This window comes from Scandinavium goeteborgense, from assembly GCF_003935895.2.
In the GTDB taxonomy this organism is placed as follows: domain Bacteria; phylum Pseudomonadota; class Gammaproteobacteria; order Enterobacterales; family Enterobacteriaceae; genus Scandinavium; species Scandinavium goeteborgense.
Genome location: NZ_CP054058.1, coordinates 1,332,495 through 1,357,647 on the forward strand (window position 1 = coordinate 1,332,495; position 25,153 = coordinate 1,357,647).

At 57.3% G+C, this 25,153-nt stretch carries 19 protein-coding genes; 9 read left to right on the forward strand and 10 right to left on the reverse strand.

What is annotated here, in order from left to right; translation table 11 throughout:
• Positions 1 to 2: 2 nt before the first annotated feature.
• Genes menB through menE form a run of 3 tightly spaced genes read left to right on the forward strand, consistent with a single transcriptional unit; the run spans position 3 to position 3,189 of the window.
• The gene (menB, locus tag A8O29_RS07170; protein WP_110509282.1) at positions 3 to 860 is read left to right on the forward strand and encodes a 1,4-dihydroxy-2-naphthoyl-CoA synthase; all 858 of its coding nucleotides are present in this window, start codon (positions 3 to 5) and stop codon (positions 858 to 860) included.
• Positions 860 to 1,825, forward strand: coding sequence for an o-succinylbenzoate synthase (menC, locus tag A8O29_RS07175; RefSeq protein WP_125353674.1), 966 nt, complete (start codon positions 860 to 862; stop codon positions 1,823 to 1,825). The genes menB and menC overlap by 1 nt, the downstream gene beginning before the upstream one ends.
• Positions 1,822 to 3,189: an o-succinylbenzoate--CoA ligase gene (gene menE / locus A8O29_RS07180; protein ID WP_125353673.1), complete on the forward strand. Its 1,368-nt coding sequence runs from the start codon at positions 1,822 to 1,824 to the stop codon at positions 3,187 to 3,189. Before menC ends, menE begins: the two co-directional genes overlap by 4 nt.
• On the opposite strand, the gene A8O29_RS07185 is transcribed toward menE, so the two are convergent.
• From A8O29_RS07185 to A8O29_RS07195, 3 genes are read right to left on the reverse strand one after another with little or no spacing between them, the layout of a single operon-like run.
• Positions 3,186 to 4,700 carry a tripartite tricarboxylate transporter permease gene (locus A8O29_RS07185; RefSeq protein WP_125353672.1) on the reverse strand — a complete coding sequence of 505 codons (1,515 nt, stop codon included), beginning with the start codon at positions 4,698 to 4,700 and terminating at the stop codon, positions 3,186 to 3,188. The two genes, menE and A8O29_RS07185, sit on opposite strands and share 4 nt — an antisense overlap.
• Before the next feature lie 11 nt (positions 4,701 to 4,711).
• The gene (locus A8O29_RS07190) at positions 4,712 to 5,143 is read right to left on the reverse strand and encodes a tripartite tricarboxylate transporter TctB family protein (RefSeq protein WP_125353671.1); all 432 of its coding nucleotides are present in this window, start codon (positions 5,141 to 5,143) and stop codon (positions 4,712 to 4,714) included.
• A 12-nt stretch (positions 5,144 to 5,155) separates the two neighbouring features.
• A complete protein-coding gene (locus tag A8O29_RS07195; protein ID WP_125353670.1) occupies positions 5,156 to 6,136 on the reverse strand; it encodes a Bug family tripartite tricarboxylate transporter substrate binding protein in 981 nt (326 codons plus the stop codon).
• A 149-nt stretch (positions 6,137 to 6,285) separates the two neighbouring features.
• On the opposite strand from A8O29_RS07195, the gene tctD reads away from it, so the two are divergent.
• From tctD to A8O29_RS07215, 4 genes are all read left to right on the forward strand, one after another.
• Positions 6,286 to 6,960 (forward strand): transcriptional regulator TctD, encoded by a 675-nt coding sequence (gene tctD, locus A8O29_RS07200; RefSeq protein WP_125353669.1) that lies wholly within the window; start codon positions 6,286 to 6,288, stop codon positions 6,958 to 6,960.
• The gene (locus tag A8O29_RS07205) at positions 6,947 to 8,356 is read left to right on the forward strand and encodes a sensor histidine kinase (RefSeq protein WP_125353668.1); all 1,410 of its coding nucleotides are present in this window, start codon (positions 6,947 to 6,949) and stop codon (positions 8,354 to 8,356) included. The genes tctD and A8O29_RS07205 overlap by 14 nt, the downstream gene beginning before the upstream one ends.
• 146 nt (positions 8,357 to 8,502) lie before the next feature.
• Positions 8,503 to 9,045, forward strand: a complete 543-nt coding sequence (locus A8O29_RS07210; RefSeq protein ID WP_125353667.1) for a YfaZ family outer membrane protein — start codon at positions 8,503 to 8,505, stop codon at positions 9,043 to 9,045.
• Between the two features lie 88 nt (positions 9,046 to 9,133).
• Positions 9,134 to 10,336 (forward strand): nicotinamide mononucleotide deamidase-related protein YfaY, encoded by a 1,203-nt coding sequence (locus A8O29_RS07215; protein WP_125353666.1) that lies wholly within the window; start codon positions 9,134 to 9,136, stop codon positions 10,334 to 10,336.
• A gap of 36 nt (positions 10,337 to 10,372) precedes the next feature.
• Here the strand turns inward: A8O29_RS07215 and glpC are convergent, their stop codons facing one another.
• The 3 genes from glpC to glpA are packed head-to-tail and all read right to left on the reverse strand — an operon-like array spanning position 10,373 to position 14,425.
• On the reverse strand, positions 10,373 to 11,563 hold the full coding sequence (gene glpC, locus A8O29_RS07220) for an anaerobic glycerol-3-phosphate dehydrogenase subunit GlpC (RefSeq protein ID WP_125353665.1): 1,191 nt from the start codon (positions 11,561 to 11,563) through the stop codon (positions 10,373 to 10,375).
• On the reverse strand, positions 11,560 to 12,807 hold the full coding sequence (glpB, locus tag A8O29_RS07225; protein ID WP_125353664.1) for a glycerol-3-phosphate dehydrogenase subunit GlpB: 1,248 nt from the start codon (positions 12,805 to 12,807) through the stop codon (positions 11,560 to 11,562). Before glpB ends, glpC begins: the two co-directional genes overlap by 4 nt.
• The gene (gene glpA, locus A8O29_RS07230; protein WP_125353663.1) at positions 12,797 to 14,425 is read right to left on the reverse strand and encodes an anaerobic glycerol-3-phosphate dehydrogenase subunit A; all 1,629 of its coding nucleotides are present in this window, start codon (positions 14,423 to 14,425) and stop codon (positions 12,797 to 12,799) included. The genes glpB and glpA overlap by 11 nt, the downstream gene beginning before the upstream one ends.
• Positions 14,426 to 14,686: 261 nt before the next feature.
• Here glpA and glpT point away from each other — a divergent pair, with 261 nt between their 5' ends.
• Positions 14,687 to 16,042: a glycerol-3-phosphate transporter gene (glpT, locus tag A8O29_RS07235; protein WP_110509308.1), complete on the forward strand. Its 1,356-nt coding sequence runs from the start codon at positions 14,687 to 14,689 to the stop codon at positions 16,040 to 16,042.
• 56 nt (positions 16,043 to 16,098) lie between these two features.
• On the opposite strand, the gene yfaE is transcribed toward glpT, so the two are convergent.
• From yfaE to nrdA, 3 genes are all read right to left on the reverse strand, one after another.
• Positions 16,099 to 16,353: a class I ribonucleotide reductase maintenance protein YfaE gene (yfaE, locus tag A8O29_RS07240; RefSeq protein WP_110509310.1), complete on the reverse strand. Its 255-nt coding sequence runs from the start codon at positions 16,351 to 16,353 to the stop codon at positions 16,099 to 16,101.
• On the reverse strand, positions 16,353 to 17,483 hold the full coding sequence (gene nrdB / locus A8O29_RS07245) for a class Ia ribonucleoside-diphosphate reductase subunit beta (RefSeq protein WP_110509313.1): 1,131 nt from the start codon (positions 17,481 to 17,483) through the stop codon (positions 16,353 to 16,355). Before nrdB ends, yfaE begins: the two co-directional genes overlap by 1 nt.
• Before the next feature lie 97 nt (positions 17,484 to 17,580).
• Positions 17,581 to 19,866 carry a class 1a ribonucleoside-diphosphate reductase subunit alpha gene (nrdA, locus tag A8O29_RS07250; protein WP_125353662.1) on the reverse strand — a complete coding sequence of 762 codons (2,286 nt, stop codon included), beginning with the start codon at positions 19,864 to 19,866 and terminating at the stop codon, positions 17,581 to 17,583.
• Between the two features lie 733 nt (positions 19,867 to 20,599).
• Between nrdA and yfaL the strand changes: the two genes are divergently transcribed.
• Positions 20,600 to 24,370 carry an AIDA-I family autotransporter adhesin YfaL/EhaC gene (gene yfaL / locus A8O29_RS07255; protein ID WP_125353661.1) on the forward strand — a complete coding sequence of 1,257 codons (3,771 nt, stop codon included), beginning with the start codon at positions 20,600 to 20,602 and terminating at the stop codon, positions 24,368 to 24,370.
• A gap of 38 nt (positions 24,371 to 24,408) precedes the next feature.
• On the opposite strand, the gene ubiG is transcribed toward yfaL, so the two are convergent.
• Positions 24,409 to 25,140 carry a bifunctional 2-polyprenyl-6-hydroxyphenol methylase/3-demethylubiquinol 3-O-methyltransferase UbiG gene (gene ubiG / locus A8O29_RS07260; RefSeq protein ID WP_125353660.1) on the reverse strand — a complete coding sequence of 244 codons (732 nt, stop codon included), beginning with the start codon at positions 25,138 to 25,140 and terminating at the stop codon, positions 24,409 to 24,411.
• Positions 25,141 to 25,153 lie beyond the last annotated feature (13 nt).

Here is a 25,153-nt window from a genome sequence, read left to right on the forward strand (position 1 = left end):
TTATGATTTCCCCAGATGAAAAAATGCTCTACGCCCCGGTTGAATGGCAGGACTGCTCAGAAGGTTTCACCGATATCCGTTATCAGAAATCCGCTGACGGCATCGCCAAAATCACCATCAACCGTCCGCAGGTACGTAACGCGTTCCGCCCAGTGACCGTCAAAGAGATGATCCAGGCGCTGGCTGATGCGCGCTATGACGACAACGTCGGCACCATCATCTTGACCGGCGAAGGCGACAAAGCGTTCTGCGCGGGCGGCGATCAGAAAGTTCGCGGCGACTACGGCGGATACCAGGATGACTCCGGTACCCATCACCTGAACGTGCTCGACTTCCAGCGTCAAATCCGTACCTGCCCGAAACCGGTTGTCGCCATGGTTGCAGGCTATTCCATCGGTGGCGGCCACGTGCTGCACATGATGTGTGACCTGACCATCGCGGCAGAAAACGCCATCTTCGGCCAGACCGGCCCGAAAGTGGGCTCTTTCGACGGCGGCTGGGGCGCGTCTTACATGGCCCGTATCGTGGGTCAGAAGAAAGCCCGCGAAATCTGGTTCCTGTGCCGTCAGTACGACGCGAAAGAAGCCCTGGACATGGGCCTGGTCAACACCGTGGTTCCGCTGGCGGACCTGGAAAAAGAGACCGTGCGCTGGTGTCGCGAAATGCTGCAAAACAGCCCAATGGCGCTGCGCTGCCTGAAAGCGGCCCTTAACGCCGACTGCGACGGTCAGGCCGGTCTGCAGGAACTGGCGGGCAATGCCACTATGCTGTTCTACATGACTGAGGAAGGTCAGGAAGGCCGCAACGCCTTCAACCAGAAACGTCAGCCTGATTTCAGCAAATTCAAACGGAATCCGTAATGCGCAAAGCCCAGGTGTACCGCTGGCAGATCCCCATGGATGCGGGAGTGGTTCTGCGCGAGCGGCGGCTGAAAGCCCGCGACGGACTGTTGGTCTGGCTAAGCCTGGGCGATGCCGAAGGTTGGGGCGAGATTTCGCCCTTGCCGGGTTTTAGCCTGGAAACGCTCGACGACGCGCAAGCGGCGGCGATTGCCTGGGTGAATGCCTGGCTTGAAGGGAACGACCCTGAATTTCCGTCAGAGCCTTCTGCCGCGTTCGGCCTGAGCTGCGCGCTGACGGAGCTGAATGGCGACCTGCCCGACGCCGCCGATTACCGCGCTGCGCCGCTGTGTACCGGCGATCCGGATGAGCTGTTCGCGGTCCTTCAGGCGATGCCTGGCGAAAAAATCGCGAAGGTGAAAGTCGGCCTATGGGAAGCGGTACGCGACGGTATGGTGGTCAATCTGCTGCTGGAAGCCGTGCCCGATTTACAGCTTCGTCTGGATGCCAACCGGGCCTGGACGCCGCTAAAAGCGCAGCAGTTCGCTAAATATGTTAATCCGGACTATCGCGCGCGCATCGCCTTTATCGAAGAGCCGTGCCGCAGCCGCGATGATTCCCGCGCCTTTGCGCAAGAAACCGGGATTGCTATCGCCTGGGATGAAAGTCTGCGCGAAGCCGATTTCACTTTTACCGCCGAACCGGGCGTGAAGGCCGTGGTGATCAAACCCACACTCACCGGCAGTCTGCAAAAGGTCCGCGAACAGGTCGCGGCGGCCCATCAACAGGGGTTGACCGCGGTGATCAGCTCGTCGATTGAGTCGAGCCTCGGCCTGACGCAACTGGCGCGTATCGCCGCCTGGCTGACGCCGGGCACCCTGCCAGGGCTGGACACGCTGAACCTGATGCAGGCACAGCTGATTCGCCGCTGGCCGGATAATGAATTACCGTGCATGACCTACGACAGTCTGGACCCGCTGTTATGATTTTCCACGATTACCCGTGGCGACACTGGCGTAACTCGCGCCCATGCGCGCAGGCGTTGCGTCTGGGTGATGAAACCCTCGACTGGCAGCAGTTGTGCCAGCGAGTGGACGCCCTGGCTGCCGGGTTTGCGGCGCAAAATGTTCAGCCGGACGACGGCGTGTTGCTGCGGGCGTACAACAACCCGTCAACTCTGCTGGCATGGCTGGCGCTGTTGCAGTGCGGCGCGCGCGTTTTGCCGGTTAATCCGCAGCTACCGCGCGAGCTGGTGGCGGCACTCTTGCCGCAGTTTTCGCTGCGCCACGCGTTATTGCTCACCGACGAAAAACCGTTCAACGCACTGTCTGAGTTAACGCTTCAGCAAGCTGGAGAGGTGCCGGACGTCGCCTGGCAGGCAGAACGTCTGGCGACCATGACGCTGACGTCAGGCTCCAGCGGCCTGCCAAAAGCCGCGGTGCATACGCTGGCTGCACATCTTGCCAGCGCCGAAGGCGTATTAGCCCTGATGCCCTACGGCGAAACCGACGACTGGCTGTTGTCGCTGCCGCTGTTTCACGTTTCCGGCCAGGGCATTCTCTGGCGCTGGTTACTGAAAGGCGCGCGCTTAACGGTGCGCGATCGCGTGCCGCTGGCGCAAATGCTCGAGGGCTGCACCCATGCTTCTCTGGTGCCGACCCAGCTGTGGCGGCTGCTGAACGACGACGAAACGCTCACGCTCAAAACTGTGCTGCTCGGCGGCGCGGCGATCCCCGTTGAGCTGGCGGAACATTCGCGTTCACGCGGCATCCGCACCTTTTGCGGCTACGGGCTGACGGAGTTTGCCTCGACGGTGTGCGCCAAAGAAACCGACGGCGAAGCGGACGTCGGCCCGGCGTTACCGGGGCGAGAAGTGAAAGTCGTCGACGGTGAAATCTGGCTGCGGGCGAAAAGCATGGCCGCGGGCTACTGGCGAAACGGCGAACTGATGCCGTTGACCAACGCCGAAGGCTGGTTCCCGACGCGCGACCGTGGCGAATTAGATGGCCAACGCCTGACCGTTCTCGGGCGCATGGATAATCTCTTTTTCTGCGGCGGGGAAGGCATTCAGCCGGAAGAAGTGGAGCGGGTGATAAGCCGTCATCCGCAGGTCGAGCAAATCTTTATTGTGCCGCTGGATGACGCCGAATTTGGTCAGCGTCCGGTGGCGGTCGTGGAAGGGAGCGATGACTTTGACGTCACGCAAATGCCGGACTGGGCGATGGATAAACTGGCGCGCTTTCAGCAACCGGTGTGTTGGTTGATGCTGCCTGCCAGCCTGAAAACCGGCGGGATAAAAATCTCCCGCCGGGCATTACAGGAGTGGGTCAACGCCACGCTGCGCGGTTAGTTCGCTTCCGCGGTGGCTTTACGCTGACGTTTACGCACCAGACGCAGCACTGGTGGAATGACGATCACCGCGAAGGCCAGCACCAGCAGCGTTTTCGCCACGCCGCTTTCCCACAGAATATTCATGCTGCCGTTGCTGATCGACAGCGCACGGCGCAGGTTCTGCTCGAGCATTTCCCCCAGCACGAACCCCAGGATCAGCGGCGACATCGGGAAATTCATTTTCCGCAGAATATAGCCAAACACCCCAAGCCCCACCATCAACACCAAATCAAAGGTGGTGCTGTGTACCGCGTAAACACCGACCGCAGACACGGCAGCAATCGCCGGCACCAGGAACCACAACGGAATCGTTAACATGCGGGTGAACAGGCCAATCAGCGGAATGTTCATGATAAGCAACATCACGTTGGCAATCAGCAGTGCGGCAATCAGCCCCCAAACGATATCCGGTTGTTCGGTAAACATCGCCGGGCCAGGGGTGATGTTATACAGCGTCAGCGCGCCCATCATCACCGCCGTGGTGCCAGAACCCGGCACACCCAACGTCAGCATCGGAATGAACGAGCCGCAGGCCGAGGCGTTATTCGCAGCTTCCGGCGCGGCCACGCCGCGAATATCGCCCTTACCGAAGCTGTCGCTGTTACCGCTGATTTTCTTCTCGGTCATGTAGGTGATGGCGCTGGCGATGGTTGCTCCGGCCCCCGGTAGCACACCGACGAAGAACCCCACCACCGACGAGCGCAGCGTGGCACCCACGCACTGCGACGCTTCCTTCATGTTAAACATCATGCGCCCGGTTTTACGCACCAGCGTCTGGCCGCTGCTGGTGCTTTCCAGCATCAGCAGAATTTCAGACACCGAGAACAGACCGATCACCACCACGATAAACTGCACGCCGTCGGACAAATGGACGCTGTCGAAGGTGAAGCGATATACCCCGGTGTTGGCATCTACGCCCACCGTCGCCAGGCCCAGTCCAATCAACGCCGCCAGGAAAGACTTCAGCGGGTTTTGCGCCATCATGCTGCCGAGACAGGCGATAGCAAATACCATCAGGGCGAAATACTCCGCCGGACCAAACGCCAGCGACCACTGCGCCAGCGCCGGAGCGAACAGAATGATGCCGAAGATAGCAATCATCGACCCCATAAACGAGCTGACGGCGGAAATCGACAGCGCGACGCCGCCGCGCCCTTGCTGCGCCATCGGGTAGCCGTCGAGCGCGGTCATAATCGCCGCCGCGTCGCCGGGCACGTTAAGCAGAATCGATGAAATGCGCCCACCGTATTCACAGCCGATATACACCGTGGCGAGCAAGATCAGCGCCGATTCCGCGGGCAGATGCAGGGCGAACGCCAGCGGCAGCAAAATGGCCACGCCGTTGATCGGTCCCAGGCCGGGCAGCAGCCCAACGATAGTGCCGACGAAGCAGCCAATCAGCGCAATCACCAGGTTTTCCGGGGTCATCGCCACGGCGAACCCCTGCGAGAGATAAATCCAGGTATCCATAGGAGACTCCGTCAGTTTAACCATGCGCCGAGCGGCAGGGTGACATCCAGCAGCCGGTCAAAGGCGAACCACAGCGTAACGCCGAGCACCACGCCAGAGAGGGCCGCCGCGAGCAGCGTCGCACCAAACAGCATGCCGATAATCGCCGTCAGAATGGCGGTTGCCAGCGGGAAGCCCAGCGATTCAAAGCCCCAGGCGTACATCAGCAGCACAATCACCATCACCAGCAGGCGCTGAAGCACCTGGCGATGCGGCCACTCCACGACGTCAGGGCGGCGCAGCAGCATCGACACCGAACACAGCAGCATCAACCCGATAATGCCCAGCGGGAACGGACGCGGGCCAACCGGCTCATAGCTGTATTCGCTGTGAAGCTGCCAGGCGACCATCAGCCCGCCAAGGCAGAGCAGTAGCCAGATCCCGGCAAAAATACGATCGCTCATCTGCGCCCCCGGTTATTTGGCCAGACCAAACGATTTGGCCTGCTCGCGGTAGTCCGTGACTTGCTGCTTCACGTAGCTGTCGAGCGCTTTGCCGTTCAGGTTGAACTCAAACAGCCCGCGCAGTTCGCGCTGCTTTTTGAATTCTTCGGTCTGCTGCATCTTCGCAAAGGTATCGACCCACCAGTTGTACTCGGCGTCGCTCACTTTCGGCCCGACGTAGAACCCACGAATAATCGGCCAGACCAGGTCATAACCCTGTTCCTTGGCCGTCGGCACGTCGGCTAACTGACCCGGCAGACGGTTTTCAGAGAACACCGCCAGCACGCGGACTTTGTCGCCCTGTAGATACGGCACCATTTCGCTCAGGTCGCCGGACACCGCCTGCACGTGGTTGCCCATCAAGGCGGTGACCGGTTCGCCGCCGCCCTCAAAAGCGACGTAACGCATCTTGTGTGGGTCGACATTGGCTTTCTGCGCCAGCTTGGCGGCCTTCATCCAGTCCTGGCTGCCAATCGACGCGCCTGCGCCAATCACCACCTGATTCGGATCTTTTTCCATCGCCGTCAGCAGGTCTTTCAGCGTTTTCCACGGCGCATCTTTACGCACGGCAATCATGCCGTAATCGGTGCCGACGCTCGCCAGCCAGCGCACGTCGTCGACGTTATAGCGCCCGAATTTTCCTTGAGACAGGTTAAGCAGCGAGCCGCCGGAGAAGGCCACCACGGTACCCGGTTCGCCAGGGCGCTGTGCGACGATGGCGTTATAGGCCACTGCGCCCACGCCGCCAGGCATGTAGGTCACGCGCATCGGTTTTTCGATGGCTTTGGTTTCCAGCAAACTGACCTGAATCAGCTTGCAGGTGAGGTCAAAACCGCCGCCGGGCTTGGCTGGTGCGATACATTCAGTGCGCCCCGGGGCTTCCACGGCCAGAGCATGTACGCTGCCGAGAAGCAGGGCAGAGATAACAAAGGTACGAAGGATCTGCGTTTTCATTTTTATCCTCACGCCGGGTAAACCGGATTAGTGGGTACAGGTTTTTTTCTGATTATGTGAACCGTCGTGTAGCGGTCCCGTTGCGTGATTGTTAAAACAGTAACCTTTCATTTCCCTTTCAATGCGCCACTTACTTTACAGGATGTGATATGCGTCTCTTATTGGCGGAAGATAACCGTGAGCTGGCTCACTGGCTGGAGAAGGCGCTGGTGCAGGGCGGTTTTGCCGTCGACACCGTATTTGATGGCAAAGCCGCCGATCACCTTTTGCAAAGTGAAAAATACGCGTTGGCGGTGCTGGATATCGGCATGCCCGGTCTCGACGGGCTGGAAGTGGTACAGCGCCTGCGCAAGCGTGGGCAAACGCTGCCGGTGCTGCTGCTGACTGCACGCAGCGCCGTGGCGGAACGAGTGATTGGTCTCAATGCCGGGGCCGATGACTATTTGCCCAAGCCGTTTGAGCTGGAAGAACTCGACGCCCGACTGCGCGCCCTGCTGCGCCGCAGCGAAGGCCAGGTGCAGGAGACGCAGCAGCTGGGTGACCTGGCGTTTCATGACGACGGTTATTTCCTGCTGCATGGGCAAACGCTGGCGCTCACGCCCCGGGAACATGCGCTGCTGACGGTGCTGATGTATCGCCGCCAGCGCCCGGTGTTGCGCCAGCAATTGTTCGAACAGGTGTTCAGCCTGAGCGACGATGTCAGTCCGGAAAGCATCGAACTCTATATCCACCGTTTGCGTAAAAAGCTACAGGACAGCAACGTGCGCATCGTGACGCTCCGCGGGCTTGGCTACCTGCTGGAGCGCAGCGATGACGTGGCGTAAACCGCAATCGCTTTTTGCTCAGCTGCTGCTGTTTCTCGGCTTGCCGCTGCTGTTGCTGTGGGGACTGTCGGCGTTTAACAGCTACGTCAGTGCGCTACAGGCGGCGACGCAGGCCTACGACCGCACGCTGCTTTCCTCGGCACGAACCATTTCCGAACGTCTCGAAGTGCAGGCGAGCAAACTGGTGGTCAACGTCCCTTGGGTGGTGCTCGACAGCTTCGAGCTGAACATGAATGACAGCCTCTATTACAAGGTGGTGGACCCGGCGGGAAAGGTGATTTCGGGCTATGACGATTTGCCCGCTATGCCGCCGTCGACTTCGCGCACCACGCTGTATCCGGCGCTGGCGTGGTTTTATCACACTCAGTATCGCGGGCAGGCCATTCGCGTGGCGCGCTTGCTTCAGCCGGTGAACGAAGGTGGCGTGATGGGCATGGCGGAAATCTATGTCGCCGAAACGCTGCAATCCCGGCGCTACCTTGCGCGCCAGCTGCTCATCTCGTCGCTCATCACTCAGGGGATGTTAGTTCTGCTGACGCTGGCATTGGCGGGCTGGTTACTGCGCCGGGTGCTACGCCCGATGCGTCTGCTGTCGTCGATCATGGTGCGCCGCGATCCGGGCCTGTTGACGCCGCTGCCAGAGTTGCTGCCATGGTCGGAAACGCGGCTACTGATTATCGCCTTCAACCGCTACATCGACCGCCTTCGGGGCCTGATTTCCCGTCAGGAACGCTTCAGCGCCGACGCGTCTCATCAGCTTAAAACGCCGCTGGCAATCCTGAAAACGCAGGTCTCCGTGGCGCTGGCCAGCCCGCAGCCGCAGGCGTGGCGCGAAAGTTTACAGGCGATGAGCGTCACGCTGGATAACACCATTTCGCTCACCGAACGTCTGTTACAGCTCTCCGCCGTGAAGGGCAAAGAGCAGGGCACCCCACAGTTTGAAACCGTCGATTTGCACGACATCGTGCAGCAAAGCTGTTTTTCCCGGTTGGCGCAGGCCCGCAGCAAGCAAATTGACCTCGGCTATGAGGGCGAGCAAACGGCGATGCCGGTGCAGGGCGACGCGATTCTGCTCGGCGAACTGTGCGCTAACTTGTTGGACAATGCGCTGAAATATACGCCCGTTTCTGGCACGGTGACGGTCAGCCTGACCCGCGACGGCGATAGCATTATTCTGGAAATTGAGGATAGCGGGCCCGGCATTGATGACGCGTTGCAAAGCCTGGCGCTGCAACCTTTCCAGCGGCTGGATAACGTCGGCGAAGCCGCCGGGGCAGGACTTGGGCTGGCGCTGGTCAATGATATCGCGCGTCTGCACCGCGCTGTGCCCGTGCTGTCGCGGAGTACGCGTTTAGGCGGACTTTGTGTCAAATTGCGTCTGCTACAGGCCAAATAATCAGTCGTGGTGACGGTTTCAGGTAGTAACTGGTTACAATCGGCTGGTCATTCCACTTTTTAGTGCATTGATTCCTGAGCATTCAGCAGTACAATTCTGCCGTTTTGGGTATTTTTATTAATTTGTGTTTGCTGGAACGTTAAAAAATGAAAAAAGGTATTTTGTTAGGTCTGTCCGGACTGCTGTTTGTTTCCGCTGCTGCCAACGCGATTAGCGTGAGTGGCCAGGCGGGTGAACACTACACCAATCTGGGCGTCGGCTTTGGAACGGAGTCTACGGGTCTTGCGCTGAGCGGTAACTGGACACACAGCGATAACGACGGCGATGCCGCCAACATCGGTGTGGGTCTGAACATTCCGCTGGGCCCATTCATTGCGACCGTCGGTGGTAAAGGCGTATATACCAACCCGAACGACGGCGACGAAGGTTATGCCGCAGCGGTCGGCGGCGGCCTGCAGTGGCAAATCGGCGACAGCTTCCGTCTGTTTGGCGAGTACTACTACTCTCCGGACTCGCTCTCCAGCGGTATCGAGAGCTACCAGGAAGCGAATGCGGGTGGTCGCTGGACTATCATGCGTCCAATCAGCATCGAAGCGGGTTACCGTTACCTGAACCTGGCGGGCAAAGATGGCAATCGCGATAACACCCTCGCTGATGGCCCTTACGTCGGCGTAAGCGCAGCGTTCTAATCCTCCGGCGCGGCATTCTGTCGCGCCTGTTTTCCCTTTCCCTCTCGCCTCCGCTATAGTGAATCGTCCTCTTGTTAAGGAGAAAACGATGATAAACGTGGAGATGCTGTCCACTGGCGATGAAGTGCTGCATGGTCAAATTATTGATACCAATGCGGCGTGGCTTGCCGATTACTTATTTACTCAGGGAATGCCGTTAACCCGACGCAACACCGTGGGCGATAGCCTCGACGCGTTGGTGTCCGTGCTGCGTGAACGTAGCCAACATGCCGATATTCTGATCGTCAACGGTGGCCTCGGCCCAACCAGTGACGACCTCAGCGCGCTGGCCGCCGCCACGGCTAAAGGTGAAGGGCTGGTGCTGCATGAAGAATGGCTCGCAGAGATGGAGAAATTTTTCAGCGATCGCGGGCGCATCATGGCCCCGAGCAACCGCAAACAGGCTGAAATTCCTGCCAGCGCCGAGCTTATCGATAATCCGGTCGGCACCGCCTGCGGATTCGCGGTGCAGCTTAATCGCTGCCTGATGTTCTTCACCCCTGGCGTGCCGTCCGAATTCAAAGTGATGGTTGCCGACCAGATTGTGCCGCGCCTGCGCGAACGCTTTACGTTGCCGGAGCCACCGCTGTGCCTGCGACTGACGACGTTCGGGCGTTCCGAAAGTGATCTGGCCCAGAGTCTGGACCACCTGACGCTGCCGCCGGGCGTGACCATGGGCTATCGATCATCAATGCCGATCATTGAGTTGAAGCTGACGGGGCCTGCCTCGGAGCGTGACGCGATGCTGAAGCTGTGGCCGGAAGTGCAGAAAGTAGCGGGCGAGAGTCTGATTTTTGAAGGCACCGAAGGGCTGGCGGCGCAAATAGCGCGCACGCTCCAAGACAGCAAACTGAGCATTACGCTCAGCGAGCAGTTCACTTCCGGACTTATCGCGCTACAGCTTGGGCGAGAATCCGCGCCGCTGCTGGCGAGCGAAGTGGTGCCGTGTCAGGAAGAAACCCTGGCTCAGACCGCACACTGGACCGCAGAACGCCGCGTAAACCATTTTGCCGGGCTGGCGCTGGCCGTTAGCGGCCTGGAACAGCATCACGTTAATTTTGCGCTCTCCACGCCAGAAGGCACGCACGCCTTACAGGTAAAATTCAGCACGTCGCGTCACAGCGTGGCAGTGCGTCAGGAAGTCTGCGCCATGATGGCGCTGAACATCCTGCGCCGCTGGCTGAACGGTAAAGAGGTCGCCAGCGATCACGGCTGGGTCAACGTGGTCGAGCATCTGTTCCTGCCCGTTTGAAGCCTCAACACGTGCCGGATTTTCCCGGCGCGTGAATCACAACAACGCCTGCGCCAGCAATGAAATCGGATGTTCACAACGTTTGCTTGTGGACATCTCAATTTGCCATTTACAGGTTTCGCAATCGGTGATGACTAAGTCCGCACCGCTGTCTTCAATCTGTCGGAACAGCGGGGCGCCAATGGCCTGCGAAGCGTTGTAATTTTCGGATTTAAAGCCGTACGTCCCGGCTATGCCGCAGCACTGTGAATCCAGCACCACCACTTCAAGCTCCGGAATGCGCCGCAGCAGTTCAAGGGTATAAATTCCCCAGCCCATTTTTTCCATGTGACACGGCGTGTGATACACCACTTTCAGCGGCAATCGTCTGAGCGGTAACGTTTTTCCATCATCCAGCTGTTTCCATACCCAGCGGGTGGCGAGTTCGATGTTATCGCGAACATCATGATTATCGACATCCAGCAAATGCGGATATTCATCGCGCAGGGTAAAGGTGCAGGTCGACGATGTGGCAATCGCCGGGAGGTGATTCTCCACCACCGCTTTGCGCAGAGAGGCGACGTTGACCTGCGCCTGTTTGCGGGCCTTGTCGATAAAACCGTTGGCAATCAGCGGCACGCCGCAGCACTTCTCTTTCTCGAGAAGCTGCACGCCGACGCCCATCGCGTTCAACACGCGGAGCAGATCTTTGCCGAGCTGCGGATGGTTGTAATTGACGTAGCAGCCGTGGAAAAAGGCGACTTGCTGGTCGTACTGTGTCTGCTGTTTTGCCACCTGGCGATACCAGCGACGGAAGGTGCCAGTGCCGTATTTCGGCAGCGTGCGGCGATGATCGATTTTCAGGGTGGCGTCCAGCAGCCGACGTACCGGCTTCAACCCGGTGGTGGCGTTGACGATGGGCGCAAACGGCGTGGAAAGGGTGCCCATTAAATCGGTATGGCTGAGAATCGCATCCCGCAGCGTCGGTTTTTGCTGGCTGAACTGCGCCCGCGCGCGCTGGATAATGTCGCCAATCCGCACGTCTGACGGGCAGGCCACTTCGCAGCGTTTGCAGTTGATGCAGTATTTCAGCGCCTCGTCATACAGTGCGCCGTCTTTCAGGCGCAGGCGCTCACCGTCCGGCCCGGCCTGTTTCGGGCCAGGATAACGCGGGTTCACGCGGCTCACCGGGCACGCCGTGGTGCAGACGGTGCATTTGATGCAGCTTTCAAAACGGGTATCGCTCATGAGCGGCCTCCGGCAAGTTCGGCAATCTGACGTGCGGCGTGCAGGGCGGTAATGGCGCTGACCCCGCCCGCGCAGCCCTGTGAAATGCCATCAAAGCCACCGAGCACGCCGCCAATGGCAAAGAGATTATTGAAGCGTTGTCCGTTGCGCTGCGGGCGCAGCGTGGCATCGACCTGCACGCCAAAGCGCTGCCACGGCTGCGGTTCAAAGAAATCGCCGTGGGTCCAACTTTCACGCGGCGAGGAATGCAGCACATCCAGCTCGAGCACCGGTTCAATAACGCCGTCGCGACTGGCAATCAGGCCGTTGCTGAAAAAGCTGCCGCTGGCGAGGACGGCAAAGCGCGTCCGGAACGGCACATCGCCGTGGTTGCGGGTGGTGATGGCAGAAATCGTCTGCCCGTCGTGAATTACATCGGTCACGGCGTCGCCCGCCAGCCACATGCCGCCGTTTTTGATGAACTGGCGTTGTAATGCGGTATGCAGCCGGATGCCCGGCACCGATGGCGGCAGGGTTGGCAGCAGCGAAAGCGGGCAGGGAAGCGTTTCATTCAGCCAGCGCCAGAGACCGTCATCATTCAAACCAAAACAGGCGGGCAGGAAAAGTTTGTCGCTCACCTGCGCGTGGGGTAGCAGGGCGTCGTGCAGGCTGCGCCACTGTGCGTCGTCGTCCAGCAGGCGGGCCAGATTCACCGAGCGAAATTCAGAGGCGTTATCGCGTAATACGTCGAGCTGCGGAAGATCGATTTCCCCCACGCGGGCCTGAACGCCGATTTTCGCCAGCGAGGCCGCCACAAGGTGCGGCTGGAAATCGAGGAAGCCGCCGATGCCCACGACCGTGACGCGCTCCCCTTTAGCCGGGGCCAGCGCGATATCGGACGGCGTGAGCCACGCCTGTCGCAGGGTGCCGATGGGCGTGACGCGCTGATGCGGTTGGTCGACGCATCCCTGCATGGTAATGCCGCAGTCGCGCAGCAGCGCTTCGGTTTGCTGCGCGTAGTCGAGCACCTGCGTGGTGCCCACCAGGCTGTAAGGATGACCCGGTTCGCTCAGGGTCAGCGCATCCAGTGCTTCTCGCGGCGTGCGGGTGGCACAATGGGCCAGTAAATCCATCGAGCCCGACGAGAAATGCAGCCCGCTCTGGCCGCGGCTGATGATGGCGCAGCGCAGCCCTTGTCGGGTGAGCGACAAACCGCACAGCAAACCCGCCAGCCCGCCGCCGATAATGACGGTATCAACGTTCATCGTGATGCTCCTTTTCCAGACCGCACAGCCCTTGCCAGACCCAACGGGTAAATTCGCTTTCGCGCAATGCATCGCCCCAGGCGATGGGCTGCACGCCGCGCCAGCGCTCATTTAAAAATTCAGAAAGTTGAGTCAGCGACTGCGCAGGCGTGGTGACCTGATAGCGGTGCAAGAGCCCGGCGGCGCGACAGGCGCACAGTTCGCCCTGACAGGTGCCCATGCCCACGCGGGTGCGGCGGCGTAAATCGAGTAAATTCTTCACCCCGAGATTTTCCACCGCGTACTGCACTTCCCCGGCGGTGACCGATTCGCACTCACACACCAGGCTGCGCTTCAGGCGGGAATCGCCAATCCATACGGGAGTCCGGTCGCCATGGCGATACACCGCTGAACCGCGCAGCGGGGCGGGCAGTGAGACCATGTTATGCAGCGTGTTCTCGGTCGGTTCCTGAGAGCCGGGCAGTGGGGTTTCAGCCGTAGTGCAAGAGGCGTTGTGATTCAGCTTGCGACACACCGCATCGGTGGCCATTTCCGCCATCAGCCGGTAGGTCATCAGCTTGCCGCCGGTGATGGTGATAAACCCTTCCAGCCCGTCGCGTATGGCGTGATCGAGTAGCACAATGCCGCGACTGACGTTTCGCCCGCTCGGATCATCGTCACTGGCGACCAGCGGACGCACGCCGCAGTAGGCGCGCAGAATACGGGTGGTGGCGATGGACGGGGCCAGCTTTTCACCCTCGCGCAGCAGAATATCCACTTCCGCCGCCGTAACCCGGTTGTCGTCGATGTCGCGATAATCAATGTGCGTGGAGGTGGTGCCAATCAGCGAAATGGTGTCGCCGGGCACCAGAATGTCGGCGTCGGCGGGTTTGCGGCAGCGGTTAATCACGTGCTGGTTGATGCGGTTTTCAAAGATGAGCAGCGAGCCTTTGGCCGGAAACATGCGCACGCGTAGATCGGCATATTCGGCGATACGCTGGCCCCAGATGCCGCCCGCATTGACCACCACCTGCGCATGTAAGTTTTCACTGGCGTGACGCGTGCGGTCCCACACCGTGACGCCGCAGATGCGGTCGCCCTGGCGAATCAGGCCGGTGACGTCGCAGCCGGTACGGATGATTGCCCCGTGTTCGCGCGCGTCGAGCATGTTGGCCGCGGTGAGACGGAATGGATCGACGGTGCCATCGGGAACGTTCACCGCGCCAACAAGGTTCGGATTCACCGCGGGCTCCAGGGCGATAGCCTGAGCGGGGGTTAGCGGACGGGCGGGAATATTGGCCGCGAGGCAGGCTTCAATAAACTGATGCTGATACTCGAGTGAGTCTTCCGGCAGGGTGATGAACAGGCCTTCCGTGGCTTCGATGCAGTGGCGTGCAATGCGTTTCAGAATCGCGTTTTCTGCGATGCATTCCCGCGCGGATTCCGCATCCGTCACCGCGTATCGCGCGCCACTGTGCAGCAGGCCATGATTGTGGCCGGTGGCACCAGTGGCGATATCATCCCGTTCGACCAGGATAACGTTGAGCCCGCGCAGGCTGCAGTCCCGGGCGATCCCGGCCCCGGTGGCCCCGCCGCCGATGATAATGACGTCGGCCTCGCTGGAGGTAGAGACACTCATGCTGATCCCTCAATGTTCGTTTTCTTCCATTTAGCCACATTAAAAATGTGGTTTGTTTGATATCGAGCATATTCGAGCATAAAGCGAAAATGAAACGTGATTTCGTGCTCATAATGGAATGTTTGTCATAAGTATGTAACATTTTGTGCGACATTTCACAGTACGTGGACAACACTTTTCCTACCATCCAGCCGCAATGACGAACGGCATGCTGCGCACGCCGGAGACGTCCTTCTGATAACGATGGCCACGGAGGCTACAATGCTCAGTATTTTCAAACCTGCCGCGCACACCACGCGATTGCCTGACGCGCAGATAGATGCCCACTATCGCCGCCTGCGCTGGCAAATTTTCCTCGGGATTTTCTTCGGTTATGCCGCTTACTATCTGGTGCGTAAAAACTTCGCATTAGCGATGCCTTATCTTATCGAACAGGGTTTTTCTCGTGGGGATTTAGGCTTTGCGCTGTCAGGGATTTCAATCGCTTACGGCTTTTCAAAATTCATTATGGGTTCGATCTCAGACCGCTCGAATCCGCGCGTTTTCCTGCCTGCGGGGCTGATCCTTGCCGCCGCAGTCATGCTGTTCATGGGCTTCGTGCCGTGGGCGACATCGAGCATTATGGTGATGTTCGTGCTGCTGTTCGTGTGCGGTTGGTTCCAGGGCATGGGTTGGCCACCGTGCGGGCGCACGATGGTGCACTGGTGGTCGCAGAAAGAGCGCGGCGGGATTGTCTCGGTGTGGAACTGCGCGCATAACGTTGGCGGAGGTCTGCCGCCGCTACTGTTCCTGTTAGGGATGGCGTGGTTTAACGACTGGCATGCGGCGCTGTATATGCCCGCGTTCGGCGCGATTCTGGTGGCGATTATTGCCTTTGCGCTGATGCGCGATACGCCGCAGTCCTGCGGGTTGCCGTCAATCGAAGAGTACAAGAACGATTACCCGGACGACTACAGCGAAAAGAGCGAAGAAGAGCTGACCGCGAAGCAAATTTTCATGCAGTACGTTCTGCCCAATAAGCTGCTGTGGTACATCGCGATAGCGAACGTGTTTGTCTATCTGCTGCGTTACGGCATTCTCGACTGGTCGCCGACCTACCTGAAAGAAGTGAAGCATTTCGCGCTGGATAAATCCTCGTGGGCGTACTTCCTGTACGAGTATGCGGGGATCCCGGGCACGCTGCTGTGCGGCTGGATGTCGGACAAAGTGTTCCGTGGTAACCGTGGCGCAACCGGCGTGTTCTTTATGATTCTGGTGACCATTGCGACCGTCGTTTACTGGCTGAATCCGCCGGGTAATCCGGGCGTGGATATGGCCTGTATGATTGTCATCGGCTTCCTGATTTACGGCCCGGTGATGCTAATTGGGCTGCATGCGCTTGAGCTGGCACCGAAGAAAGCGGCAGGCACGGCGGCGGGCTTTACCGGGTTGTTTGGCTATCTCGGGGGTTCCGTGGCGGCGAGTGCGATTGTCGGTTATACCGTTGATTTCTTCGGCTGGGACGGGGGCTTTATGGTGATGATTGGCGGCAGCGTACTGGCGGTGATTTTACTGCTGGTGGTGATGGTCGGAGAACGGAAACATCATCAGGAGATGCAGGCGAAGCGGGGGAGTTGAGTTTTGTGCCCGGTGGCGGCTACGCCATACCGGGCCTACTTCTACCGCCGGGTAATTTACATCTCTATTTCGATATCGCCTTTGGCTTTACAACAGCACGGCAAAATTTCTCCGTGCTGAATAAACGCCAGCGGCTCGGTCAGCCAGTCGACCTGACCGGAAACCAGACGACAGCGGCAGGAGCCGCAATAACCTTCCCGACATTGAAACTCGACCGCCACGTTGTGCGACTCTAGCGCCACCAATAACGAAGGGTGTTCTTCCTGGCACAACAGCTGTGTGCCAGTCAGACGAAGGGTCACGCGGCTCATCAGAGCTCGAAATTGCTCAGGTCATCGGCATCCACATTGGAGTCGATCTGACCGACCAGATAGGAGCTGACTTCGACTTCCTGCGGCGCAACCTGGACGTTATCGGACACCAGCCAGGTGTTGATCCATGGGATCGGGTTGGAGCGGGTCTGGAACGGCAGATCAAGCCCAACCGCCTGCATGCGGATGTTGGTGATGTACTCGATGTACTGCCACAGGATGTCTTTGTTCAGGCCGATCATCGAGCCGTCACGGAACAGATAACCTGCCCACTCTTTTTCCTGCTGCGCAGCCAGTACGAACAGGTCATAACACTCCTGCTTGCACTCTTCAGCAATCTGCGCCATTTCCGGGTCGTCCTGGCCTGAACGCAGCAGGTTCAGCATATGCTGGGTGCCGGTCAGGTGCAGCGCTTCATCACGCGCAATCAGGCGGATGATTTTAGCATTGCCTTCCATCAGCTTACGTTCTGCGAACGCGAACGAGCAGGCGAAGCTGACGTAGAAACGGATAGCTTCCAGCGCGTTGACGCTCATCAGGCACAGATACAGCTTCTTCTTCAACTCGTGCAGGCTCACGGTCACGGTTTTGCCGTTCACGTTATGCGTGCCTTCACCGAGCAGGTGCCAGTAGCTGGTCAGCTCAATCAGGGAATCGTAGTAGTGGGAAATCCCTTCGGCACGTTTCTGAATCTGCTCGTTGGTGACGATATCATCGAACACGGTCGCCGGATCGTTGACGATGTTACGGATGATATGGGTGTACGAACGCGAGTGGATAGTTTCAGAGAACGCCCACGTTTCGACCCAGGTTTCCAGCTCAGGAATGGAGATCAGCGGCAGCAGTGCTACGTTCGGGCTACGACCCTGAATGGAATCCAGCAGCGTCTGGTATTTCAGGTTGCTGATGAAAATGTGTTTTTCATGGTCTGGCAGCGCCTGGTAGTCAATACGATCGCGGGATACGTCGACTTCTTCCGGACGCCAAAAGAAGGAGAGTTGCTTTTCGATCAGCTTTTCGAAGATGTCATATTTTTGCTGATCGTAGCGTGCCACGTTGACCGGCTGACCGAAGAACATGGGCTCCAGCAGCTGGTTATTTTTCGTCTGTGAAAAGGTGGTATAAGCCATGAATGAGTCCTGTTGAGATTTTATTGCCCGGCGGGGCGTTGTTTGCCGGGCCGTAAAAATCGTAGGCCGGGTAGCAGAGCGCTACCCGGCAACTAGCTTAGATTTTACATGCGCCGCTTTCGCAGCCATCGTCCTGAATGGACGGGGCCATGTCGTCCTGGGCATCTTCTGCGCCATCACGGGTGTTGTGATAGTACAGGGTTTTCACACCAAATTTATAGGCGGTGAGCAAGTCTTTGAGCAGTTGCTGCATCGGCACTTTGCCTGACGGGAAGCGCGTTGGGTCATAGTTGGTGTTGGAAGAAATCGACTGATCGATAAACTTCTGCATGATCCCCACTAATTGCAGGTAACCGTCGTTGTTCGGCATTTCCCACAGCAGCTCATAGCTGTTCTGCAGTTTTTCGTAGTCTGGTACTACCTGGCGCAGGATCCCGTCTTTCGACGCTTTGATGCTGACGTGGCCGCGCGGCGGCTCAATGCCGTTGGTGGCGTTCGAGATCTGTGAAGAGGTCTCAGACGGCATCAGGGCAGACAGCGTGGAGTTACGCAGGCCGTGGGTTTTGATCGACTCACGCAGACCTTCCCAGTCGTAGTGCAGCGGCTCATTGACGATCGCATCCAGGTCTTTCTTGTAGGTGTCGATCGGCAGAATACCTTTCGCGTAAGTGGTTTCGTTAAACCACGGGCACGCGCCTTGCTCTTTCGCCAGTTCGTTGGACGCTTTCAGCAGGTAGTACTGAATAGCTTCGAACGTTTTGTGGGTCAGGTTGTTGCCGCTGCCGTCTGAGTAACGCATGCCGTTCTTCGCCAGGTAGTAAGCGAAGTTGATAACGCCGATACCCAGAGTACGACGGCCCATGGCACCACGTTTGGCTGCCAGAATTGGGTAGTCCTGATAATCGAGCAGGGCATCCAGCGCACGAACCGCCAGGATGGCCAGCTCTTCCAGATCGTCCAGGCTGTCAATCGCGCCGAGGTTGAACGCAGACAGCGTACACAGGGCAATTTCACCGTTCTCGTCGTTCACATCGTTCATCGGTTTGGTCGGCAGGGCGATTTCCAGGCACAGGTTAGACTGACGCACTGGAGCAATAACCGGATCGAACGGGCTGTGGGTGTTGCAGTGGTCAACGTTCTGAATGTAGATGCGGCCGGTAGAAGCACGTTCCTGCATCACTAATGAGAACAGTTCAACCGCTTTGATGCGCTGCTTACGGATGCCGTCGTCTTTTTCGTATTTCACATACAGACGTTCAAACTCTTCCTGATTAGCGAAGAACGCATCGTACAGGCCTGGAACATCGGACGGGCTGAACAGGGTGATGTCTTCACCTTTCAGCAGACGGGTGTACATCAGTTTGTTGATCTGTACGCCGTAGTCCATGTGACGCACGCGGTTCGCTTCGGTTCCGCGGTTGTTTTTCAGCACCAGCAGGCTTTCAACTTCCAGGTGCCACATTGGGTAGAACAGCGTCGCCGCACCACCACGCACGCCGCCCTGAGAGCAGGACTTCACGGCGGTTTGGAAGTGCTTGTAGAACGGGATACAGCCGGTGTGGAACGCTTCACCGCCACGAATTGGGCTACCCAGCGCACGGATGCGACCGGCGTTGATACCGATACCGGCACGCTGAGAAACGTATTTCACTATAGCGCTGGAGGTGGCGTTGATGGAGTCGAGGCTGTCGCCGCACTCGATCAGCACGCAAGAGCTGAACTGACGCGTCGGGGTACGCACGCCGGACATGATTGGCGTCGGCAGTGAAATCTTGAAGGTGGAGACCGCGTCATAGAAACGCTTCACGTAGTCAAGACGGGTTTCACGCGGATAGTTCGAGAACAGGCACGCAGCAACCAGAATGTACAGGAACTGGGCGCTCTCATAGATTTCGCCCGTTACACGGTTCTGAACCAGGTATTTCCCTTCCAGCTGCTTTACGGCAGCGTAGGAGAAGTTCATGTCGCGCCAGTGGTCGATATAACCGTCCATCTGCTTGAACTCTTCTTCCGTGTAGTCTTCCAGCAGATGACTGTCGTATTTACCCAGCTCAACCATGTTGACGACATGGGAGTACAGCGCAGGCGGTTCAAACTGGCCGTAAGCTTTCTTACGCAGATGGAAAATCGCCAGGCGTGCAGCCAGATACTGATAATCAGGGGCATCGCGGGAAATCAGATCCGCGGCGGCTTTAATGATGGTCTCATGGATATCAGAAGTTTTGATGCCGTCATAAAACTGAATGTGCGAACGCAGTTCGACCTGTGAGACGGAGACGTTGTTGAGTCCTTCCGCAGCCCAGTCGATAACACGATGGATTTTATCCAGATTGATGCGCTCGGTGCGACCGTCACGTTTTGTAACCAGCAGACTCTGATTCATGTGAGTTGTACCTGTCCATAAGTTTATACATAGCACAAAAGCGTCACCGAACGGCTAGTGCGTCGGGTACGCTTTAAACACTATATATAGGGGGGTTGTCTAAGTTTGATAACAAGATAGTGATAAAAACGCGAGGTTGCAAGTGCACAAAACGCAGCGGCTTTGTGGATAACTTGGGTATGAAATGTTGCATGCCTGTCTAAGCCCCTGCCATGCAAGGCGGTTGATAAAGTCAATTCCTGATGAAAAATTTTCAGAAATTTGATCGACTGCCGCTTTCTTAAACGCTATCCAAAATCGTGATATTGATTGTGAGTTTTATGCTAAGGAAAAGCCGAAAATGAGGGGTCATAGGTTGTGCTTATTTCGTGGTCTGAAAATCGTCCAAAGACCCCACAAGTGTGAGTAAATGTTAACCGCTTCGCTTGGCGCGCTTGTGAACAGGTTATTGTACAAATGATCAGCAATCGGCTGGTGATGTATCAAAAAAGACATTCCGGCAAAAGAATATGCCCTTGTCAATCGCTGTTATTGGGTTAAGGAAAGTCTTAACTTACTTCGCTATTAACTTTGCTTAATAAATCCTGCGTAATAACGTGTTGAATAAATCTGATTGGATATATCTCTTTACACCTCGCCTGATCATTATGTTTAGAGGTTGATATGATTTGCCCATCATTTATTTACGTTCTCAGAGGGAGATGAGATCTAAACTTATTCCTCTGGGAACCTTATGCATTTCAGATACCATCCTCTTTTTATCGCACTCTCTCTCATTTTAAGTTCAGCGGCATTTGCCGACACCCCGGCATGTAGTGGTGAGACCATCAGCGAAAGCTGTAGTGCCGAGCGGCAAGTCTATACCGATACCACTGCGGCATTTACGGTAGCTGACAACGCCATCGTCTCTTATGAAAATTTGACCAACACGGCGAAAGCCAGTGGTGGGGCTATTTTCCTTTCTGGTGGCGCATCATTTACAATTAAACCTGAAAATGATTCCGGGATGGTTATCTTTGATGGGAATTACGTCACCGGCTCAAGTAATGGTGGAGCGATATACGCCAAAGAAAATTCCAGTATTAATATCACTAACGCCCAGTTTACGCATAATGACGCTGATAACTATGGCGGTGCTATTTATATTAACGGTAAAAACGATCCGCTCAGTTTTGATCTGGCCATCGATAATGCCCTGTTTTTGGATAACGTGGCCAGCAACGGACGCGGCGGTGCGATTTATGCGTTAAATTCCAATGTGTCTATTTCGAATACGGTTTTCGACAGCAATCAGGCGAGGTCTTCTAACAGCAGCAATGGTGATGGCGGGGCGCTGGATATCACCAGCAATACAGAAAACGGCTCCTTTAGCGGGGCGGCGGTACTGACGGACGTTGAGTTCAGCCATAACAGCGCAGATGGCTATGGCGGGGCGATTTACACGTCCAGCGAAAACGATCCCTATCTGGTCAGCATTAACCTTGATGAAAACTACACCGAGAACAACGGGGTGATGGTTTATGAGGGAAATCAGGCGCTGGGGTATGGCGATTCCGCCTCCGCTGATGCCGGCGGTTTTATGTATGTTGGTCAAAGCGTGGTGACACTCAACGTCGCAGAAGATAAGAAAATGGTGATCGGTAACCTGAGCAATCCAGGTGACATCGATTCCATCGCCGGGACCGGGGCAATGATTAAAAAAGGCACGGGCGAAGTGGTGCTGAATGCGGATAACAACGGCTTCACCGGCGCCATGAATGTCGATGAAGGCACCCTGACGCTAGGACGGGATAATTCGTTGATGAACGTCGGCCAGACGCAGTGTGAGAGCGATTCGCAAAACTGCTTCGGGCTGTTTGTGGGTGACCTCAGTCAGCCGGATACCGCTGCTGTACTGAACGTCGGCGGCACACAGCAGACCTTTGATAACGCCCTGACCGGGTATGCCAACGGGACGCTGAATATTGATGCGGGCGGAAACGTTACGGTAAACAGCGGCCGTTTCGCGGGCACTCTCCAGGGCGCGGGCGATTTTACCGTGGCCGAAAACGGCAGCTATAACCTCGTGGGTGCCGACTCCATGGCCTTAACCGGCGACATCATCGTCGAGGATAACGCGTTGTTAAGCCTGTCCGGCGATGAGGCTGATTTGCAGGCTCTGGAAAACGATCCGCAGTCGATTGTGCTGAATGGCGGGGTGCTGGATTTGTCTGACATGGCGAGCGGTCAAGCAGAAGACGCTCAACAGGTGCTGGCGATTTCAGGCGAGGGCGGCACGGTGATTGGCAATGACGATGCGGCCCATTTGACCGGCGGGTCAGACATTCATGTGGGTGGCGGCACCGGTGAAACCGAAAAAAATGGCGTCTATGTGGTGGTGGATGCGGGCAGCAACAGCGTGACGCTCGCGGACAACAACGCCTATCTGGGCGATACGCAAATTGCCTCCGGCACCTTGCAGGTCAGTAATAACTCACAGTTGGGCGACGTAGGGTATAACCGGGCGGTTATTTTTACCGACCCGACGCAGGCCAGCACGCTGAATGTGACTGACGATGTGGATACCCGCACGGCGGAAAGCGGCCATGCCCGTGACCTTGAAATGCGCGCGGATGGGGAAGTTAACGTCGACGAGGGCGTCACGTCCCAGTGGGGTGGCTTAATGGCTGATTCAACGGGTCAGGCGGGTGACGTCAACAGTACGTTCAGCAAAACCGGCGCTGGCACCCTGGAACTGACTGCCAGCGGGTCAGGCCATTCAGCCGTGCGGGTCGAGCAGGGCACTTTAAAAGGTGGCGCGGTCGATATCTTCCCCTACGCGTCCTCATTGTGGGTAGGTGAAGAAGGCACCTTCGAAACCGGCGCCGATCAGCATATCCAGTCGATAGACACCGCCTCTCAGGGCAATATCGTGATCAGCGAGGATACCTCGCTGACGCTAACTCAGCAGGATACCCAGCAGGTGCTTGATGCGGCGCTGTTCAGTGGTTCGGGTACGTTGGTCAACCAGACTGCGGGCCTGACGCTGACCGGCACCCTGAATACCAATCTGGCGACCGACAGCGAAACCAATCTCGCGGGCGTGACGGTGAATGGCGATGTGTCCAACAGCACGGGAAGTATCAGCCTGGCGAATGGCCATGCGGGCGATACGTTGACCATTAACGGCGATTACACCGGAGGTGGGTCGCTGATGATCGACACTGAATTCAATGGTGACGATTCTGCTACCGACCAGCTGGTGTTGAATGGCAATACATCGGGGACGACATCGGTGCAGTTCAATCCAATAAGTGGCATTGGGCAGCCGACGCAAACGGGCATTAAAGTGGTGGATTTCGTGGCCAATCCTGGGCAGTTCCATAACGATGCGCAGTTCACGATGGCGGGTGGCGACTATCTGAATATGGGCGCTTACGACTACGCGCTGGTGAAGGATGACCAGGACTGGTATCTGCGTTCTGAAGTCGTAGAACCGACGCCGGAGCCTGTTCCAGATTCTGACCTGCCGATGCCTGTTCCTGATCCCGATCAGCCGACGCCAGAACCGGTTCCTGCGCCTTCACCTGCGGATGAACCGTCAGCCCCGGTACTCAACCCCAAAACGGGCGGCTATTTCAACAACCTCCACAGCAATAATGACGCCTTCGTGATGCGCTTAAGCGACCATGCCAATGGGCAAAACTCGAAGCTGCATCTGCGCGTAGAAGCGAACCAAACGACTTCAACGTTTGCCGATCAGCTTAGTCAACGTGAAGACCGAAGCCTCGTGCAGCTCAGCGGTACGCTGATGGACTTTGACGCCGGAAACGACGGGGAGTGGTCATTGGGGGCGGTGGCAGGTTACAGCGATAACAGTGGCGACAGCCATTCCAGCCTGACCGGGCGTAAGGCTGACAATGACAGTCAGGGCTACGGCGTGGGGCTGACCTCCACCTGGTATCAGCACGGGGCGGGTAACAGTGGCGTGTATCTGGACAGTTGGGCGCAATATGTCTGGTTCGATAACCACGTCGGCGAAAGGGAAAGTGGTGACGACAACTACCGCGCGTCGGGTTTACTGGCGTCCATCGAGGTGGGCTACAACTGGCAGGCCATGGCATCAGACAGCGTTCGCTGGGATATTCAGCCCCAGGTTCAAGTGGTTTATCAGGGCGTGAAACAGCAGACGTTCAGCGCGGCCAACCATTCCACCGTTGAACAGGAATCGCCGCACAATATTCAGAGTCGGGTGGGGTTACACAATCAGCTGACGTTCGGCAAAACCACTCAAATTTCACCGTTTGTTGACCTGAACTATCTTCACAACAGTGAAGAAGCCAGCATGAGCATTGATGGCGTGAATTTTAGCGATAACACAGCTAAAAACGTGGCGGAAGTCAGCGTGGGCGTGAAAGGACAACTGAGTAAAAACGCCAGCCTGTGGGGGAAATTTACCGGGCAGAAAGGATCGGATGATTACCAACAGATGGCGGGCAGCGTGGGCTTTAGCCTCAGTTGGTAAACCAAACCCCTGCCGTATGTGGGCAGGGGATAGACAACTTATTCGTCTGAAACAGGCGCGGTGGTGTGCAGCATATAGTTCACATCCACACCGGGGCCGAGTTTGAAATGGTTGGTTATCGGGTTGTAATGCAGCCCGGTAATATGGCGTTCTTGCAGACCGGATTGATCAACCCAGGTGAGCAATTCCGCAGGTTTGATGAACTTCTTCACGTCGTGCGTGCCTTTTGGCACCATGTTTAAGACGTATTCCGCACCTACGACGGCCATCAGCCACGCTTTGCCGTTGCGGTTGATGGTGGAGAAAAAGACCTGACCGCCGGGTTTTACCAGCTTCGCGCAGGCATTCACCACTGACTGCGGGTCCGGAACGTGCTCGAGCATCTCCATGCAGGTCACAACGTCGTACTGCTGCGCGTGTTTCGCCGCGTGGTCTTCCACGGTTTCCTGAACGTAATCCACCTGAATGCCGGTTTCCAGCGCATGCAAACGCGCGACCTGCAACGGTTCAAAGCCCATATCCAGCCCGGTAACGGTGGCCCCTTCACGCGCCATGCTTTCGGCGAGGATCCCGCCACCGCAGCCAACGTCCAGCACTTTCTTGCCAAACAACCCGCCTGAACGGTTGCTGATGTAGCCCAGACGCAGCGGATTGATACGATGCAGTGGTTTAAATTCCCCTTCCAGGTCCCACCAGCGTGAGGCGACGGCTTCGAATTTCGCAATTTCGTCGTGATCGACGTTAGCCACCGGCTGTTTTTCGGCATTCATGGGTGCATTGACT